This window comes from Spirulina major PCC 6313 (assembly GCF_001890765.1).
In the GTDB taxonomy this organism is placed as follows: domain Bacteria; phylum Cyanobacteriota; class Cyanobacteriia; order Cyanobacteriales; family Spirulinaceae; genus Spirulina; species Spirulina major.
On the sequence record NZ_KV878783.1, the window covers coordinates 2314275 to 2333072 of the forward strand.

The 18798-nt window shown below is 55.3% G+C and carries 16 protein-coding genes; 11 read left to right on the plus strand and 5 right to left on the minus strand.

Features of this window, described 5'->3' with window-relative positions; all coding sequences use genetic code 11:
* Window position 1: 1 nt before the first annotated feature.
* A complete protein-coding gene (locus SPI6313_RS10080) occupies window positions 2-1519 on the plus strand; it encodes a methyl-accepting chemotaxis protein (protein WP_245788690.1) in 1518 nt (505 codons plus the stop codon).
* Between the two features lie 352 nt (window positions 1520-1871).
* Here the strand turns inward: SPI6313_RS10080 and SPI6313_RS10085 are convergent, their stop codons facing one another.
* Window positions 1872-2822, minus strand: coding sequence for an SPFH domain-containing protein (locus SPI6313_RS10085; RefSeq protein ID WP_072620880.1), 951 nt, complete (start codon window positions 2820-2822; stop codon window positions 1872-1874).
* 52 nt (window positions 2823-2874) lie between these two features.
* Window positions 2875-3258: an NfeD family protein gene (locus SPI6313_RS10090; protein WP_245788692.1), complete on the minus strand. Its 384-nt coding sequence runs from the start codon at window positions 3256-3258 to the stop codon at window positions 2875-2877.
* A 240-nt stretch (window positions 3259-3498) separates the two neighbouring features.
* Between SPI6313_RS10090 and SPI6313_RS10095 the strand changes: the two genes are divergently transcribed.
* A complete protein-coding gene (locus tag SPI6313_RS10095; RefSeq protein WP_072620882.1) occupies window positions 3499-5586 on the plus strand; it encodes a PP2C family protein-serine/threonine phosphatase in 2088 nt (695 codons plus the stop codon).
* A gap of 135 nt (window positions 5587-5721) precedes the next feature.
* Here SPI6313_RS10095 and SPI6313_RS10100 read toward each other — a convergent pair whose 3' ends face one another.
* From SPI6313_RS10100 to SPI6313_RS10115, 3 genes are read right to left on the minus strand one after another with little or no spacing between them, the layout of a single operon-like run.
* Window positions 5722-6306 (minus strand): DUF3318 domain-containing protein, encoded by a 585-nt coding sequence (locus SPI6313_RS10100; RefSeq protein ID WP_217650562.1) that lies wholly within the window; start codon window positions 6304-6306, stop codon window positions 5722-5724.
* Window positions 6307-6343: 37 nt separating this feature from the next.
* The gene (locus SPI6313_RS24750; RefSeq protein ID WP_084668972.1) at window positions 6344-7162 is read right to left on the minus strand and encodes a hypothetical protein; all 819 of its coding nucleotides are present in this window, start codon (window positions 7160-7162) and stop codon (window positions 6344-6346) included.
* A 44-nt stretch (window positions 7163-7206) separates the two neighbouring features.
* On the minus strand, window positions 7207-8643 hold the full coding sequence (locus tag SPI6313_RS10115; protein ID WP_072620885.1) for a NupC/NupG family nucleoside CNT transporter: 1437 nt from the start codon (window positions 8641-8643) through the stop codon (window positions 7207-7209).
* A gap of 301 nt (window positions 8644-8944) precedes the next feature.
* Here SPI6313_RS10115 and SPI6313_RS10120 point away from each other — a divergent pair, with 301 nt between their 5' ends.
* From SPI6313_RS10120 to SPI6313_RS10160, 9 genes are all read left to right on the plus strand, one after another.
* Window positions 8945-9205, plus strand: a complete 261-nt coding sequence (locus tag SPI6313_RS10120) for a hypothetical protein (RefSeq protein ID WP_072620886.1) — start codon at window positions 8945-8947, stop codon at window positions 9203-9205.
* A 63-nt stretch (window positions 9206-9268) separates the two neighbouring features.
* The gene (gene accC / locus SPI6313_RS10125) at window positions 9269-10612 is read left to right on the plus strand and encodes an acetyl-CoA carboxylase biotin carboxylase subunit (RefSeq protein WP_072620887.1); all 1344 of its coding nucleotides are present in this window, start codon (window positions 9269-9271) and stop codon (window positions 10610-10612) included.
* Window positions 10613-10669: 57 nt separating this feature from the next.
* A complete protein-coding gene (locus SPI6313_RS10130) occupies window positions 10670-11038 on the plus strand; it encodes a PDDEXK family nuclease (protein WP_072620888.1) in 369 nt (122 codons plus the stop codon).
* 134 nt (window positions 11039-11172) lie between these two features.
* A complete protein-coding gene (locus SPI6313_RS10135; RefSeq protein WP_072620889.1) occupies window positions 11173-12687 on the plus strand; it encodes an adenylate/guanylate cyclase domain-containing protein in 1515 nt (504 codons plus the stop codon).
* 39 nt (window positions 12688-12726) lie between these two features.
* Window positions 12727-13188 (plus strand): photosystem II protein PsbQ, encoded by a 462-nt coding sequence (psbQ, locus tag SPI6313_RS10140; protein WP_072620890.1) that lies wholly within the window; start codon window positions 12727-12729, stop codon window positions 13186-13188.
* Window positions 13185-14273 (plus strand): NAD(P)/FAD-dependent oxidoreductase, encoded by a 1089-nt coding sequence (locus tag SPI6313_RS10145; RefSeq protein WP_072620891.1) that lies wholly within the window; start codon window positions 13185-13187, stop codon window positions 14271-14273. Before psbQ ends, SPI6313_RS10145 begins: the two co-directional genes overlap by 4 nt.
* 214 nt (window positions 14274-14487) lie before the next feature.
* A complete protein-coding gene (gene gyrB / locus SPI6313_RS10150; protein ID WP_072620892.1) occupies window positions 14488-16413 on the plus strand; it encodes a DNA topoisomerase (ATP-hydrolyzing) subunit B in 1926 nt (641 codons plus the stop codon).
* A gap of 59 nt (window positions 16414-16472) precedes the next feature.
* Window positions 16473-17573, plus strand: coding sequence for a murein hydrolase activator EnvC family protein (locus SPI6313_RS10155; RefSeq protein WP_139276606.1), 1101 nt, complete (start codon window positions 16473-16475; stop codon window positions 17571-17573).
* A gap of 477 nt (window positions 17574-18050) precedes the next feature.
* Window positions 18051-18773: a cache domain-containing protein gene (locus SPI6313_RS10160; RefSeq protein WP_084668975.1), complete on the plus strand. Its 723-nt coding sequence runs from the start codon at window positions 18051-18053 to the stop codon at window positions 18771-18773.
* Window positions 18774-18798: the final 25 nt, after the last annotated feature.

The window sequence follows — 18798 nt, forward strand, 5'->3', positions numbered from 1 at the left end:
CATGAAAACGCCTTATCACGCCCAAGAAACAATGTCTACAATCAACAACGCCACAGCCTTTCAAAAACAGTTAAGCGGTTTTAAAGTGCGCACCTGGATTATTGGGGGCTATGCCATTCCCATTGGCCTCTCGATTTTGTCTGCGATCGCGGTTTTTTACAATGTGCAAATCGTGCGCACCAAAGAAACCGAAGTGACTCGTAGCATTAACACCTCTGAATATATTAGCCTCATCGGCTTTGAAGTGCAGACCCTCTCACGAACAACGCGGGGCTATTTGCTTGATGCTAATTCACTGTCGAAACAGTCCTATGAGGAAGCCAGTGCTACGATTACCGAAACCATTCCAAAATTACAGGATCTTGTTCTGGATGATCAGCAACAGCAAACCTTCGATCAGTTAGTTAAAGACATTAGTGCCCTTGAACAAATCAATCGCACTCTCTTTCAAATTGTGGATCGAGGACAAACTGATTTAGCGATTGAGACGTGGAAAACTCAAAGGGGACGAGAGCAAATTGAAGCCATTAGCCGTAGTCTTGAAGACTTCAATAGTCGTGAAGAAGCGATCGTTGATGCCAATATGACCCAACAACGGGAAACTTTAAATTTCCTGTTATGGGTGGTGGTGCTCTCGGCGATCATGTCGATTTTAATCGCTTCAGGGGCAGCCTCTTGGATCATCTACAACATTACCAAACGGCTGAATGATGCGGCGAATAGTCTCGCCTCTTCCACCACGGAAATTGCCTCCACCGTGGAGCAACAGGAGCGCACCGCCAGTCAACAGGCGGCATCGGTGAGCGAAACCACCACCACCATGGATGAATTAGGGGCATCGTCGCGGCAATCCTCGCAACAGGCCGAAGCCGCCACCGATGCCGCCCAACGTGCTCTCCATCTCAGTGATGGGGGAACCCAAGCGGTGGATCAAACCTTAGCGGGGATTACGGTGCTGCGGGATAAGGTGAGTGCGATCGCCGAACAAATCCTCCACCTCAGCGAACAAACCGGCCAAATCGGCAACATCTCCCAACTCGTCTCCGACCTCGCCAACCAAACCAACATGCTCGCCCTTAATGCCGCCGTCGAAGCCGTCCGCGCTGGCGAACATGGTAAAGGCTTCTCCGTCGTCGCCTCAGAAATCCGCAAACTCGCCGACCAAAGCAAACAATCTGCCCAAAAAATCAACGACCTCGTCACCGACATTCAACACGCGATCAACTCCACCGTCATGGTCACCGATGAAGGCACAAAAACCGTTGAAGTGAGTGTACAAAGCACCCAAAAAACCGCCGATGCCTTTGCCGGGGTCGCCGATGCTGTGAATAATGTGGTGCTCAACAATCAACAAATTTCCCTCAACATCAAACAACAGTCCACCGCCATCGAACAGGTCGTCCAAGCGATGAACAGCATCAACCAAGGGGCGAAAGAAACCGCCAACGGTATCCGCCAAACCAAAACCGGCACCGAGCAACTTAAGCAAGCCGCTCAACTCCTCAAAGAAATGGTCTAGTGGGCAGTCAGATATTTATTGACGGGCAGCCAACGTTCACAATTCTTGCCTGGAGGATTTTTCAGGAATAATTTACCCGTCATTAGTTTTTGACTCAGCACTAGGCTGGGTATGGGGCGGAACGTGACATACTCCCGACGCTCATGCTACGCATAGAGCGCGGGCTTCTCCATCCCGTTACCGAGACTTCGCGTTTTTGACTCAACAGGGGCATGATTTGAAATTTAGCCTCTGTACACCAAAATCACGAAGGTTGAGGATCACTGTGGATTCAGTGACCCTCTGTAGTGCGAGCTTCTAGCTCGCTAAGAATTACTTGTTGATTCACTTCGCTGTCTGGCAGTCTCACGGATTATGACCACTGTTCCATGGCGTTGCCCTTTGCCTCATGGGGATATTCTCCCATTACCGATCGCATCCCTTCGAGGGTGGACACGATGCTGCTGGGGTCCATGAACATGATTTTGCTGCTTTCGCTGCTGCCGACGATTTTACCCATGGTGAGGTAGTCTTGGGCGAGGATGAATTGCAGGGCATCGCGGGCGTTGGGGTCACTGCGCAGCTTGGTGATAATGATGTCCATGGCTTTAGCGGTGGCTTGGGCCTTGAGGACTTCTTTTTGGGCATCGGCCTCGGCGTTGAGGACTGCTGCTTTTTTCTGGGCTTCGGCATCGAGGAGGAGGGCTTCGGCTTTCCCTTGGGCGGAGTTAATGGCGGCATCGCGATCGCCCTCTGAAGTCAGCACTGAAGCTCGCTTCCGGCGTTCGGCGGCCATTTGTAATTCCATGGAATCTTGCACCGCTTTAGAAGGGGTGATGTCCCGCAGTTCTACCCGTAGCACTTTCACGCCCCAGGGGTCGGTGGAAATGTCTAGTTCTCGCAGCAGGATTTCATTGATTTCGCTGCGGGCGGTGAAGGTTTGGTCGAGTTCGAGTTTGCCCATTTCGGAGCGAATTTGCGTTAAGACTAGGTTTGCCATCGCTTTATGGAGATTTTCAACGCGATAGTAGGCCTTTTCCATATTGACGATTTTCCAGTAGACGACGGCATCGGCGCTGATCGAAACGTTGTCTTTAGTGATGCAGGATTGGGGCGGAATATCGAGCACTTTTTCGCGGGTGGTTTCTTGGTAGACCACTTTGTCGATGAAGGGCATCATGAAGTTGAGGCCGGGGGTGAGTTTGCGTTTGTAACTCCCTAGGCTCTCGACGAGGGCTTCATGTTTTTCGTTGACAATGCGCACAGACCCCGCGACGGTGGAGCCGCCAAGGGCAAGGGCTAGGAGTAAAAGGAAGGTGGGCATTCAGGTCAAGCCTCTCAAAAATTAGGGGTATTTGCGGATAAACTACACCGCATCAGGGCTGGATCACGGACGTGGGCAGGATGATCAGGGTGTTGCCTTCCCGTCGGAGGATGAAGACTTTGGTGTTGGGAGGAATGGCGATCGCCTCATCTTCACACCGCGCTTGCCAAGAGTTCCCGTCACACAGCACCCGTCCGGCTTCACCGGGGGGAATTTCCGTGAGGGTGCGGCCATCGCGAGACTCTTCGAGCACCAGGCGCGATCGCTGTTTCGGGGTGAACATCCGCCGGGAGAGCAGAATTCCCGCCGTGGTCAATGCCAGCCATGTCAAGATTTGGAGGCCAAACACCGGCACCACCAGGGACATCACCCCCACTAACAGGGCCGCCACCCCCATCATGAATTCGATAAATGCCGTCGGAAAAAACAGTTCCATCAGACATAAAATTGCCCCAGCTAGTAACCAAAGCAGAGTCAGACTAAACATCAGTTGAAAATGTCACGTTGCGATCGCCTCATCATTCCAATCCACCGTGGCTAGACAAGACCCAATGATTAGGGCAAGCTAATTTGAGTACAGCGATCGTGGAGTTTGTGCTTTCCATCTTAGCCACTGTTTCCGACACCTTCGGTGTCATTTAACCTTTCATTATCTTTCGTGATCTCAGCGTCCCCTATGACCCGTTCATCGCTTTCTCCCCATCCTTATCTCTGGGCAGTGGGGCCAGTGGCTGGCAAGCTCACCGCACCCAATGTAGTCGAAGGACGGTATAAGGTCATCCTGCCCCATATTTGGCAAGATATTTACCCCGAACAACGCCCCACCTTGCCCGACCCGATCCCCGCTTCGGTGCTGCCCTACCTGAAGCTGCATCCCCTGCGTCTCTACTTACCGGAGGTCTACGGAACCTGTCAAGTGGGCGGCCAAACGGTGCTCTTGCTTCACCATGGCGCGATCGATCGCCACGGTCAACCCTTGCCGAGTTTGCGCAGTGCTTGGCCCACGGCTCACCCCTTGCGCCAAGGCGAATGGGTGTGGCAGGCGCTGTCGTTGTGGTCGGCCTTGGCGGTGCAGGGGGTGGCGGCGAGTGTCGTGGATTTGGATAATCTTTGTGTGGAGGGGGGACGGCTGCGGCTTCAGGGGTTAATTCCCAAAACGGCCACCCTAGGGGATTGGGCCGAGGCCTGGTCAACGCTCCTGACGACGGCCCAGGCGGCGATCGCGCCGCCCCTCGAAAATATTTTCACCATCCTTGCCCAGCCTAACCCTTCCCTCCCCGTCGCCCAAACCGCCCTCAATCAACTCCTGATCGAACAGGCGGCCGAGCTTCCCCTCTCGATCCAGGTGGCCAGTGCCACCGATCCCGGTACTCCCGATCGCATCAATGAAGACCGCTACTATCCCACCGCTGGGGAAATTAAAGGGCAGAATCATGATCATCTCCTGCTGGTCTGTGATGGCATTGGCGGCCATGATGGGGGTGCGATCGCCAGTCAAATGGCCGTCCAATCCCTCCGCCTCCAGGTACAAGCCCTGCTCCAGGAAATTGTGGAAGACCCCGAAATCATGGCCCCCGATGTGGTGGCGGATCAACTCACCACCCTGATTCGCATTGCCAATAATGTGATCTGTAGCCGCAATGATCAGCAAGGCCGAGCAGCCCGCCAACGCATGGCCACCACCCTCACCCTCGCCCTACAACTGCCCCAACAGATCGACACCCCCGACCGGCGCGGCACCAGCCATGAACTCTATCTCGCCCATGTGGGGGATAGTCGCGCCTACTGGATCACCGAGCAAGCCTGTCATTGTCTGACGGTGGATGATGATATTGCCGGGCGCGAGATTCGCCTGGGGCGGAGTTTTCCCGTTGAGGCCTGGCATCGACCCGATGCGGGGGCCCTCACCCAAGCCTTGGGAACCCGTCCGGCGGACAAGATTCACCCGACGATTCAACGATTTTTGATTGATGAAGATGGGATTTTGTTGCTCTGTTCCGATGGGTTGAGCGATCGCCGTTTGGTGGAACGTTGTTGGCGCGATGTGGTGCCAGCGGTGTTAGAGGGGGAAATGAGTCTCAAGGCCGCCGTAGACTTTTGGCTGCAATTGGGGCGGCAGCGCAACGGTCACGATAATGTCACCGTAGTAGCGGCGCTCTATCGGGTCACGGAGTCAGAAGCGATCGCCCCCGACCCCAGCCCCGCAACCCCAGCCCCCGATTTTCCCGCTGAACTCAACCCAGCCGCCTGGGAGATTCCCCCCCACAGTGCCACTGAGGGTGAAACCGAGCATCCGGCCGAACCTGTGCCACCTGATGCGTTCGTTCCTGATCTCCAGGCTGCGGGCGATTCATTCAATTCGATGGAAGAACTGAGGGTGGCCCTTGATGAACCTGCCCTGCCTGCGGCCATGCCTGACGAGCACTCCCCTGAACCGCCCCCCGCGGCCGCTTCGCCGTCACCCTCCCCTCATTATCCCTTTGCCTCCCCGCCCCCAGAATCTCGCCAAGATGACGAGATTGATCCCAACTTGGAAGTTTCCGATGCCTTTTTTGAGGATGTGGACGGCTATGACGGGGAGGAAGCCACCGCACCCACCGCGTCGGCGCGGCAAATTCCGCGACCCTCGCGCCAATTGCTGCTGTGGACAAGTGGGGTGGCGATCGTGGTGGTGGTGATTACGGCGATCGTGATGGTGATGCAGGGACAATTTAATCGCACCGGGGAGCCAACGCCGCCGGCTCCGGTGGAATCGGAAGACTAAGATCCGAAGGGGTCGCTAGTGGTATGGCACAGTTAAAATAGTGCTTTGCTGTGGGGTGGGTTAGGCGGCTAAAATTCCGCCATCACTAAAATCCAGCAATCCGCCGTAACCCACCAATCAAGCTGTGCTGTGACACTAGATTGGTGGGCGGTGGGCGATCGCTCGTAGGGTTTGGATGCGGAGGAGTTCGATGCCGGTGGGATGGGGAGCGGCGATCGCTTCAAGCCCTAAGTATAAATGTTCCGCCGCCTCTGGAAGGGTATAGCCGCGCCGTTCCGCCACTTGCAGCGCCGCCGCATCGGCATCCAGGTCACGCTCCGGGCCGTGGTAGTCTCGCCAGGCTCGCCGCAGGGCGATCGCCGTTAATCCCCCCGCCACCACCACCCCGACAGCATTGTGCTGCACCCATTCAAACCCAGCGCCCACGACCCCCAAGGCTACGAGGCCATGAATCCCTTTGACCTGAACCCCGCGTCCCTGGAGTTGCCACGTCACCGCCCGCAACAGCAGCAAATCCCGCTGGCCTTGGGGGAGGGGCAACCACTGGGCAAAATTGAGGGTGATCCTGAAGCGATCGCGCCGCCAAGGATAGGGAAAGGGAGATGCGATCGCTTCAGGCTGGTGCGGTGCGGCTGCGATCGTGATCAACATCCGACCCGATGCGGGCATTAACTCCCGCAAGCGGCGAATCTCGTCTTGAATGTGGGGCACAGTGCTCACTTGCTGTGGCCCCCCACCACGTCGTTTCCTCACGCCATCACCCCGCCGCGTCCACCATGGTCAACGTCGGCGTTAAGGTGGTCACCACCGCCTCCACCTGATCCGCCGCCGCATCCGTGGCCGCCACCATCAAAATCACCACCCGTCCCGGTAATTGACGGGCCACCATCACCCCCTGCATCGGCGTACCACTGCCCCCACTGCCCAATGATCCCGTCCAGGGGAGTCGGGCCGTTTGGTCATCCACCGGCACAAATGCCCCAGCGGCAAACCCTTCCCCAGCTCGAAAGGTATCAATGGCCACCTGCGCCAAACTGCCAGCGTTTAATGCCGCTTCCGTAGCCCGCGGCCGCACCGCCACCGTGTAGGCCAACAGGCCCGCAGGCATAACAACCTCACCATTCTCATCCGTCACCGCCGGCGATTCAAACACCGTCACGCCCGCGACGCTGCTTTGGCTGTAGCCCTGAAGCACGCCCACTTGAAACCCTTGCTCTGGTTCTTGATAGGGGGTCGGAGCGATAGGCAGCGCCGTTGGGGCCGCCGGTGCTACGGATTCCGGTGCTTCAGGCGTTGCGGCAGGATTGGGAACTGGACTGGCGGCGGGATTGGGCACAGGGCTAGCCGCTGGAGTCGGGGCAGGACTGGCGGCTGGGGTGGGTAGCGTCGCCGGCGTGGGACTGGCGGCGGGATTGGGCACAGGGCTAGCCGCTGGAGTTGGGGCAGGACTGGCGGCTGGGGTGGGGGCTTGGGCATAGGCGGCCGGTTGCCAGAGGGAGGGCTGCCACTGCCAACTGATTAAGAGGGCGGCGGTCAAGCCAACTAAGCCGATAAACCATTGGGTGCTGCGTTTCATGGGTGCTGTTTGTAAGGGGCGAAAACAGGAGGGAGGATGGAGCGTTAGCCACCGATGATGTTGGTGGGATCGCCGAGCAGTCCGAAGAAGAGACCAGCCACGGCTCCCGTCATCAACGTGGCGAGGGTGGCTCCCCAGAGGGCTTTAAACCCCAGTTCGGAAATTTCCGATCGCCGCTCCGGGACGAGGGAGGACAGGCCACCGACAAAGATGCCGTAGGAGGCGAGGTGGGCAAACCCGCAGAGGACGTAGCTCACAATCAAGAGGGTGCGATCGCTGATTACACCCGACACGGAGAGACCATTCAACGCTAAATAGGGCGGAATACTGGTTTCAAAGAGGCGTTGACCAATTAACAGCGAAGCCGTCCAGAGGTTTTGCCAATCCAACGCCACCCCCGTCAAAAAAGTCAAAGGCAAGAACAGCATCCCCATTAAATTGCGTAGCGGTTGGGCAAAAAATTGACCGATGAGGGAGTCGTCTCCCGATGCCCCTAACCAGATCGCCAATTGATTGAAGGGCGCATTGAAGAGGGCAATCACCCCCAAAATGGCGATCAACACCGCCGCAATCCCCATGGCCATCTTCACCCCATCGAGAGCACCGACGATCAAGCTATCCATATAGCTGGGTCTCTTCTCGTTTTCGTCCACTTCATCGTCGGGAATATGTCCCATGGTTTCCGGCTCGCCGGTTTCGGGGACGAGCAATTTAGAAATCACAAAACAGGCGGGGATCGTCAGAATCGAGGCGGAGACCAGATGCCCGGCAATGTCGGGAAAGCTGCCCCGTAGAAACCCAGCGTAAAGTCCGAGTACGGAGGAGGCGATCGACCCAAAACAACTGGTGAGGATGGCGCAGAGTTCACTGCGGGTCATTTTGGGTAAAAAGGGTTTGACGGCGATCGCAGATTCAATCCCCACAAAAATATTCGCCGCCCCAGATAAGGATTCCGCGCCGCTAATCTTCATTGTGCGCTGGAAGACGATCGCAAACACTTTCACAATCGGTTGAATCACATTCATTCGGTAGAGCAGCCCCACCAACGCCGCGAAGAAAATAATCTGCGGCAAAGCACGGAACGCCAACACATAGGTAAACCCAGGATTAAGCTGATCCGGGCCGAGGCGATCGCCCGGTACAGGCACATAGCCATTCCCCACCGCCCGCGCAATCCACCGCGCTGCGGCCCCTGGCCCTGCGGTGGGATTCGGATCGGTCGCAAGTAAAGAACTAGGGCCGCCAAAAAGGAACTTCGCCCCCGCTTCCGACGCATCTAAAATCGGGTTAATGATGTTATTGATGCCTGCGATCAGGGTGCTGCCCCCGCCGAAGACTAAAATTCCCACCAAAAGCTGAAGACCAATCCCAAAAATAATCACATTCCACTGCACAACGCGGCGGTTTTCCGACCCCAACCACGCGATCACACAAAAGATCGCAATCCCAAGGGCCGAGAGAAGGTTCAGTGCAAGGTTCACAGTTGTCTATCCTGCTAGGAAATGGGCAATTGTCATGGGGAGGTGGACGATCAACCGGATTCTCTCCGCCGCATGACTCAAGGGGATCATAGTACGATTTGCGAAATCTGAGTATGCGACGTAGGAATCTGTTGCATTCCCAGCCCCTCTTCCTTCGCCAACTGGCCACAACCGGAAAATTCTTCCCGTTGATCCCGCTAGAGAATTGGCTCTGAACCCTGCACCGGGCTGACATGATGCGATCGCACCGCTCCCCAGGAAACCTGATAAGCTGAAGGGGCGTTTAATTTATAAAGTCTGCATGGAAGCGTTCGAGCCTCTCCCTCCCGCCTGGACAGAACCGGCCCTCCACGCCTTAAATTTTCATTGTCCCCGCTGTGGTGCATCCCCTCACCAAGCCCAACGGGTCTGGCTCAATCGTCGCGCTCCGGTGGTGAATGAAGACTATCGGCGCAAGTGGCAAGAGTTTTATCACTGTGAATGTGAGCAAGCCTGGTGGGCCTGGAGTAGCGATCGCCCCCCTTCGGATCTGGCCCAGCGGCACCGCGACCCCGAAGACTAGGGCAGACGAGCCTAAAAACTGTATAGTGGATTGCACGACCGAGAGCCATTGCTGTGTAACCGAATGCAGTTTTCTAAAGTCCTTATTGCCAATCGGGGTGAAATTGCCCTTCGTATTCTCCGCAGTTGTCAAGAACTGGGGATCGCCACCGTGGCTGTCCATTCCACCATTGATGAACACGCCCTCCATGTCCAACTCGCGGACGAAAGCGTCTGTATTGGCCAACCCCCCAGCAGCAAAAGCTATCTCAACATTCCCAACATCATCGCCGCCGCCCTGACCCGCAACGCCACCGCCATTCATCCGGGCTATGGGTTCCTGGCTGAAAATGCCCGTTTCGCTGAAATTTGCGCCGATCATCATATTGCCTTCATTGGCCCCACCCCGGCGGCCATGATGTCCATGGGGGACAAGTCCACGGCTAAATACACAATGCAGCGGGCTGGTGTTCCCACCCTACCGGGTAGCGATGGCCTGCTCAGCGATGAACAACAGGCGATCGCGATCGCTGGCAAGATCGGCTATCCCGTCATTCTCAAAGCCACGGCGGGCGGCGGTGGGCGGGGCATGCGCCTCGTCAACGATGAAAGTGAATTGATCAAAATGTTTCGGGCCGCCCAGGGAGAAGCTGAAGCCGCCTTTGGTAACGCTGGGGTATATTTGGAAAAATTCCTCGAAGCCCCCCGCCATATTGAATTTCAAATCCTTGCCGACAGTTACGGCAACGTTGTCCACCTCGGCGAACGGGATTGCTCCATTCAACGCCGTCACCAAAAACTCCTCGAAGAAGCCCCCAGCCCCGTTTTGACCCAGAAATTACGCAAAAAAATGGGCACAGCAGCAGTACGGGCGGCCCAGTCGATTCAATATGTGGGGGCGGGAACGGTGGAATTTCTCCTCGATAAAACGGGGGAATTTTATTTTATGGAAATGAACACCCGGATTCAGGTGGAACATCCCGTTACGGAAATGGTGACCGGGTTGGACTTGATTACCGAACAGATTCGGATTGCTCAGGGCGATCGCCTCACCTTTTCCCAAGCCGATGTGCAACTCAAGGGCCACGCGATCGAATGTCGGATCAACGCCGAAGATCCCGCCCATAATTTCCGCCCCCATCCCGGCCGAATCACCGCCTACCTGCCTCCTGGCGGCCCCGGTGTGCGCATGGATTCCCATGTCTATACCGATTACGAAATTCCCCCCTACTACGATTCCCTGATTGGTAAATTAATCGTCTGGGGCCCCGATCGCGCCACGGCGATTACGCGGATGCGCCGAGCCTTACGGGAATGTGCCATTACCGGCATTCCCACCACGATTAGTTTTCACGAGCGGATCTTAACCACGCCCGCCTTCTTGAGTGGCGAGGTCTACACCAATTTCATCGCCCAGCACATGCAATAGATCACGATCAATCACTAGGATGAAACAAGGTTACGAATTCCGGATTAGGAGGTCAGTGTGAATCAAATTGCCCAATGGAATTTATCCGGCATTGGCTGTAGTTTGCTGATTTTGCTTGGGGTGATGGGTCTCAGCGCGGTGGGGTTGGGGTGGATTGTGAATGGGATTTTCCTGGCGGTGTTTTTGTTGGCCCTGCTGCCGGTGGTGGCGGTGTATGGGCTGCGCTGGTGGGTGAAGCGGAATGTGGTGGAAGATCAATGCCCGATGTGTGGCCACGCCTTTGCCGCGTTGAATCAGGTGGCGTTTAATTGCCCGAACTGTAGTGAAGCCCTCCAGATTAAGGATGGGCGGTTTGTGCGGATCACGCCACCGGGCACGATTGATGTGGATGCGGTGGAAGTGGATGTGCAGGTGTTAGAAGACTAGGAAGCGCGATCGCTGTGCGCCATCCGCAGCGGTGGTCGTCCTGAATGTTCCCAGAGTGACGCGAAAACCTGAATAATGGGAGTAGGGGGTGCAGTCAACAAGTCCACGAAACCAAAGGTCACTCACAGGGCATTATGGGTTTTTCTGGAGACGTTCGTACACCATGCAATGCGGCAACTTCGCTACAGTCGTTTTTTGAGTTGTCGGTAGATTTAATGTGTGTGCGCCACGAGGATGGCTATTTTGGGGAATTGAATCACCTGTGGCAAGATCTACTGGGATGGACACCGGTGGAACTCCGCCAACAGCCTTGGCTGGACTGGATTCACCCGGATGACCTCGAAAGCACCCTCGCCGCTGAGCAACGCTGTCACCAGTCCCAACGCACAACCCCTGTGGACTATAAAAACCGCTTTCGCCATCGTAACGGTAGTTATCGGTGGTTATCGTGGCGGGTGTCGCCCTATCGGGACGGGGTGAGTGTGGCGATCGCTCAAGATGTGACCGAAATCCAATGGCATCAGCGGGGGATCTATCAAAGTGGTGTCCAGGCGGCGTTATATTTGCGGGATCAAGCGATCGCCGCGAGTCGAGTCGGGATTGTGATCGCCGATGCTCGGCTCCCTGATATGCCGCTGATCTACGTTAATCCTGCCTTTGAAACGATGACGGGCTATTCTGCCACCGAAGTGCTCGGCCTCAACTGTCGCTTTCTCCAAGGTTCCGAAAAAAATCAAACCGCCCGCCACGAACTCCGCACCGCCATTCAAGAACGCCGCCACTGCACCGTCATCCTGCGCAACTTTCGCAAGGATGGCACGCTGTTTTGGAATGAACTCACCATCTCCCCGGTGTTTGACGAAGAGGACAAACTGACCCACTTTGTCGGCATTCAAGCCAATGTCACCCAACGCATTCAAGCCGAAAAAGCCCTCCTCGTCGAAAAAAATAAATCCGAACGTCTCTTGCTCAATGTGTTGCCCCGCCCCATTGCTGACCAATTGAAACGCTTTGAGGGGAGTCTCGCCCAACAATTTCCGAGCGTCACGATCCTGTTTGCAGATTTGGTTAGTTTCTCGTCCTATGTCAGTCAATTTGAAGCCTTGGAGTTAATTAGCACCCTGAATCAGATTTTTTCCGTGTTCGATCAATTAGCGGAAACCCACGGTGTGGAGAAGATCAAAACGATTGGGGATGCGTATATGGCGGCGGCGGGATTGCCATTACCCCGTGCAGATCATGCGATCGCGATCGCCGCCATGGCCCTCGATATGCAACAGGCGGTCCAGCAGTTTCACTGGCCCGATGGTTCTCCGATGGAACTCCGCATTGGTATTCATACCGGCTCGGTGGTGGCGGGGGTGATTGGGATCAAAAAATTCATCTATGACCTTTGGGGGGATGCGGTCAATGTGGCGGCGCGGATGGAGTCCCAGGGCAAGCCAAGACGCATCCAAATTACCGCAGCGACCCAGGCGGCGATCGCACCTCACTTCATCTGTCAGCGGCGCGGCATCCTCCCGATCAAAGGCAAAGGCCCGATGGAAACCTATTGGCTGCGCGATCGCCGCCCATCACCGCCTAGAGAGGATGGCGTTTTCTGGCCAAAATCGGATTCTGGGTGTGGGGATTCCGATTTTCCCGTATAGTTTTCTCAGACGATGAGACTGTTACCCGAAAATTTTTGTATGAAACCGATTCGATCCTTACTCGCTCTACTCCTCGTGGGTTTAACCACCTTTCTCACGGGTTGTGGCGGTGCGATGGTGCAAGCTCCCCCCACCTATACCCCTGAAAAAATTGCGGCCATTGACCGGGCCCTCGCTCCCATCGAAGCCGTGCGCGATCGCCTCCCCGAACTCGAAGGCTATGTGGCTAAGAACGATTGGAATAATGTTAATTCCTTCCTCCACGGCCCCTTGGGCGGGTTGCGGGCCACCTTGGGCTACCTCGATCGCAGCCTCCTGCTCGAAAAAGACCAAGCCGTTGCCACCGACCTCGCCGAGTCCCTATTTAACGACATTGAGCGCCTAGACGCGGCCGCCTCGGAGGGTGTGCCCAACTTTGCCACCGAAGCCTTAGCCGCCCTGGAAAAGGATTTTGAGGTGTACCTAGACTATATTCCCCGCGAACCCGACAGCGAGGCATGAACCCGATTGTGATTGTGGGTGGTGGAGTCGTCGGGGCAATGATTGCCTACGAACTCAACCGCCAAAAGCAAGCCGTCGTCCTTGTTGAACAAGCCAACGCCGCTGCCGGTTCTACCGGTGCGGCGTTGGGGGTGTTGATGGGGGTGATCAGCCAAAAAACCACCGGGCGCGGCTGGCGGTTGCGCGAGCAGAGTCTACGCCGCTACGCCACGCTAATTCCGGAACTCGAACAGGTGACAGGCTGCCCGATTCCCACCAATCCCCATGGTTTAGTGATGCTGCGATTCCGTGACGATGAACGGGATGAACGGTGGCAACGGTTGCAGCAGGTGCGATCGCAGCAGGGCTGGCCGCTTGACCTGTGGGATCGGGCCCAATTAGCGGCCCATTGTCCGTTTGTGGATTGCGATCGCCTCATCGGAGCGGTGCATTCCCCCCAGGATGGCCAAATTCAACCCCGCCCGTTAACCGCAGCCCTAATCCAAGCCGCCAGCCAAGCCGGCGCAGACTGTCGCTTTGGCCAGGCCGTCACCGCCCTGCGTACCGAGGCCGAGGGGGACGCGCACCGCTGCACCCATGTTCAGATCGGCACGGATTGGCTGGCCTGCGATCGCCTCATTCTCGCCGCCGGTCTTGGTTCCACCCCCCTCACCGCTCAACTTCAGCAAACCCTTGATCTCCGTCCCGTCCTCGGCCAAGCCTTTCGCGTCCGCTGCCCTCACCCCCTCCATCCCGTGGAGCCGGTGATCTCCGGCCATGATGTGCATCTCGTTCCCCTTGGCGGCGGTGACTATTGGGTGGGCGCGACGGTGGAGTTTCCCGATGAACAGGGCATCGTGGCCGCCCAAGCTCACCTGAAAGAAGCCGTCTGGCAGCAAGCGATCGCCGTCTGTCCCGCCCTCGCCCAGGGTGACATCATTGAATCTTGGTCGGGTCAACGCCCCCGCCCCCACGGCCAACCCGCCCCTGTCATCGGCTCCCTGGCGGGCTACACCAACGTCACCCTCGCCACCGGCCACTATCGCAACGGCGTTCTGCTCGCCCCCGCCACAGCCCAGCAGGTCTGGGGCGAAATCGTGCGATAATGGGAATTCCTACCGCGCCAAAAACCGATCGAGAGCGATCGCTCCATTCCCTGCTCTTGATGCAATAATTGGCAATTTTCTCGGCATGGTATCCAACTTTTTTTTGCAAGCTACAGAGCCTAGCATCGCCACTAACCCTTTTATGTTAGAATTTGATAGGTTTTTTACCATTTGAGAGCCTTAAGCCCGCTTCTCCGCGATTCGAGGAATTTTTATGGCCAGTAACTATCGTGCCGATCAGATTCAGGTTTTAGAAGGGTTAGATCCGGTTCGTAAACGTCCGGGGATGTACATTGGCACCACCGGGCCCCGTGGACTGCATCACCTCGTTTATGAGGTGGTCGATAACTCCATTGATGAGGCCCTCGCTGGCTATTGCACCCATATCGAAGTGGAAATTAACCCCGATGGTTCCGTCTGCGTCACTGACGACGGCCGGGGGATTCCCGTCGATGTTCACCCCACCACGGGTAAATCAGCCCTGGAAACCGTGATGACTGTGCTTCACGCGGGGGGAAAATTTGGCGGCGGCGGCTATAAGGTCTCCGGTGGCTTGCACGGTGTGGGCGTGTCGGTGGTCAATGCCCTCTCAACTTGGGTCGTGGTGGAAGTGCGTCGCGACCAAACCCTTTACACCCAACGCTACGAACGGGGCGTTCCCATGGGAGAACTCACCGAAACCGCCGACCCCACCCAAACCAGCAGCGGCACCTCCCTCACCTTTTTGCCGGATACCACCATTTTTTCGGAGACGGTGGATTTTGACTACAACACGCTGGCGGGGCGGCTGCGGGAACTGGGCTATCTTAACGCGGGGGTGAAGATTACCTTTAGCGATCGCCGTCCTGAAGTGCCCCGCATTGAAACCTATTGCTACGAAGGCGGCATTCGCGAATATGTCACCTACATGACCCGCGAAAAAGAACCCCTCCACGTCGATATTATCTATGTGGAAGGCGAGCGGGATGGCGTGGTGGTGGAAGTGGCGTTGCAATGGTGCATCGACTCCTACAGCGATAATATTCTTGGGTTTGCCAACAACATCCGCACCATCGACGGCGGGACGCACCTCGAAGGCTTAAAAGCGGTGCTGACCCGGACGATGAACAATGTCGCCCGCAAACGCAACAAGATTAAAGAAAACGAAGCCAACCTCGGCGGCGAAAATATCCGCGAAGGCTTAACGGCGGTGATTTCCGTGAAAGTGCCTGACCCGGAATTTGAAGGGCAAACCAAGACAAAGCTGGGCAACAGTGAAGTGCGCGGCATTGTGGATTCCCTCGTTGGGGAAGTGTTGAACGAATATTTAGAATTCAACCCCGCCGTTGCCGATACGATTATTGAAAAGGCCGTGCAGTCGTTTAAGGCGGCGGAAGCGGCGCGGCGGGCGCGGGAATTGGTGCGGCGGAAGTCGGTGCTAGAGTCGTCACCGTTGCCGGGGAAATTGGCTGATTGTAGTTCTCGTGACCCTTCCGAGTCGGAAATCTTCATTGTGGAAGGGGATTCGGCAGGCGGTTCGGCGAAACAGGGGCGCGATCGCCGCATCCAAGCGATCCTCCCCCTGCGCGGTAAAATCCTCAACATTGAGCGCACCGACGACGCGAAAATTTATAAAAACAACGAAATCCAATCCCTGATCACCGCCCTTGGTTTGGGGATTAAAGGGGAAGATTTCAACCCGGATCAACTGCGCTACCACAACATCATTATCATGACTGATGCGGACGTGGACGGGGCGCATATTCGGACGCTGTTATTAACCTTCTTTTTCCGCTATCAACGGGATCTGATCGATCAGGGCTATGTCTATATTGCTTGCCCGCCGCTGTATAAGTTGGAACGGGGTCGCAATCATCAATATCTTTACAGCGATCGCGAATTGGCTCAAGCGATCGCCCAATTCCCCGACAATGCCAACTACACGATCCAACGCTTTAAAGGTTTAGGGGAAATGATGCCCAACCAACTTTGGGACACCACCATGAACCCCGAAAGCCGGATGCTCAAACAAGTGGAAATCCAAGATGCCGCCGCAGCGGATAATATTTTCACCGTCTTGATGGGCGACAAAGTAGCCCCCCGGCGCGAATTCATCGAAACCGAAGGCTCTAAACTCGACCTCGACGATCTCGATATTTAACGCTAGGTTGAAACACGAACGCCCCGCTCCAACGGGGCACAGCAGCACAGAAGGCAGCGGTGAGGGTTTCAAAACAGGTGCGAAATCTGGTGGGTATTTTGCTCATGCTTGGGGCGTGGCTATGCTTCACTGCGTCCGCTGGGGCGAATTCGCTCCTGGATGAGTGGAACCAACCGGAACCGAAGACCGCCACGGAAGCCGTACAGCAATATATCCAGAGCTTGCAGCGCAATCGGCAGGTGATGGATCTGCAATTGGACTATTACGAAGACCAACTCAACACCGCTAATCAACGCTTGGCGGCATTGGAAACGGCCCTAGCCAAGGAACGGCAACAGTACGCGCCCCAGATGAATGCAACCATTGCCCGGCTGCGCTTTTTACAGCAGCAATCCCTTGCGAGTCAGGGGTGGTCTGTGTTGCTCAAGAGTGAAAACCTGAACGAATTTTTTGATCGGCGCGATCGCCTCCGCCAACTCTACCAAGCCGACCGCGATCGCCTCGCTCAACTGCAAGTAGTCGCCCAGCGTCTTTTTGACCAAAAAACCGCCCTCGAACAACAACAGGCCGAAATCACCACGATCACCCACCAAATCCAAGCCCAAACCCAAGACCTCGAAGCCCAACTCCAACTCCAGCAGCAACTCCTCGCCAACGACAGCGATCGCGCCACCCTCCAAGCCGCCCAAGCCCAACTCAGCCAAGACTCCGCCCAACTCGAAGCCCTAATCCAACAGTGGAACGCCCCCGCCAACAATCCCAACAGCGGCACAGGAACCTACATCCTGCCCCACGACGGCGAAATCAGCGATACCTACGGCTGGCGCAAGCATCCCGTCCTCGGTGGGCAACGTCTCCATGCCGGCATTGACTTCAAAGGCCCCTACGGCAGCCCGATCCAAGCCGCTGATGCTGGTGTTGTCGCCTTTGCGGGCTGGTATGGCGGCTATGGGCGCACCGTGGTGATCGAACATGGCGACGGGTTCGCCACCCTTTACGGCCATACTAATAAAATGTTCGTCACTGTCGGACAACCCGTGGAACAGGGAGACGCGATCGCCGAAGTCGGTTCCACAGGCATCTCCACCGGGCCCCACCTCCATTTTGAACTCCGCCAAAACGGCAAACCCATCGACCCCGCCCCCTACCTCCGTCCCTAGCGACCGATCCACACCAGCGATTAAACCCCCAAGAGGATCAATGAACACGCTAAACTCTAGCTATACTCAGGGTTTTTCCAATACTGGCTTGTCGTATTTTAAGCTAGCTCAGGTCTGAATATTTTAGCCAATCGAGATACACTAGATTTCCCCTCATCTAGTGATCCTAAATTAAGGGAAAATCAAACCCCAACTTCCAGTGAAAGAGAGAGGAACCCCAAACTTCACACAGTATTGAGAACTGCTAAGTAGGTCGGTGTAGAAAAGTCTACCTGTATTGAAAAATGTAAAAGTCGCTGCATTCTTTGTCGGATGAGGCTATTGGGCTTGTTTACAATCAGAAACATAGTTAATGATTTCAAGGCTGACCTCCTGATAGCGATTTATGATGACCTCAGAAATTCAGATCATCTTTCGTGAAGTGCCGGTGCAAAAAAGGCAATCAATGAACTGGTTTACTCTAATCTATCTTGACCTATGACTGTTCAATCCAAATTTCAAAATAAAATCTTATTCGTTTTGTTAGCTAGTCTGATTACGCCTGTGGGAATCATTAGCAGTTATAGTATTGTTTCATCTAGGTCAACAATTCGCACGGTTGTTTACGATGAGATGAAAAGTGATAGCTCTGTGGTGATCGATTTTTATATCAAAGAGCTAGAGTCTGATTTAGAATTCCTCAGTCAAGTCCCTCCTATTCAAGGTATTATTCGTGCTAGGGAAAATGAAGGCATTGATCCATTAGATCAATCTTCTGAAAGAGTGTGGAAAAATCGATTAGAAGTTATTTTTAGAACATTCTTGAGTTCTAATCCCACCTATTATCAGCTTCGTTATCTTGATGAAACCGGTAAAGAGCTAGTGCGAGTGGACTACCGTGATGCTAATCCAGTCGTTATTCCAGAAGCTGAATTACAAGATAAAAGTCAGTCAGATTATTTTCAAGACACGATGAGACTGCAACCCGGCGAGATGTATGTGTCTAAGATCAACCTCAACCGGGAACAAAACCAAATTGAAATTCCCTACCGTCCTGTGATTCGCTATGCTGTGCCGATTTTTAATGCGGCAGGGCAGCGACGAGGCATTGTGGTGACAAATATTTTGATTCAACAGGGATTTGAACTCAGCCAGACCAATATTCAAACGAATCGCGATTTAATTGTTGTTAATCGTGATGGTGACTATTTACGAGCGTGATGCGTAAAGCCCCCTGAATTTTATT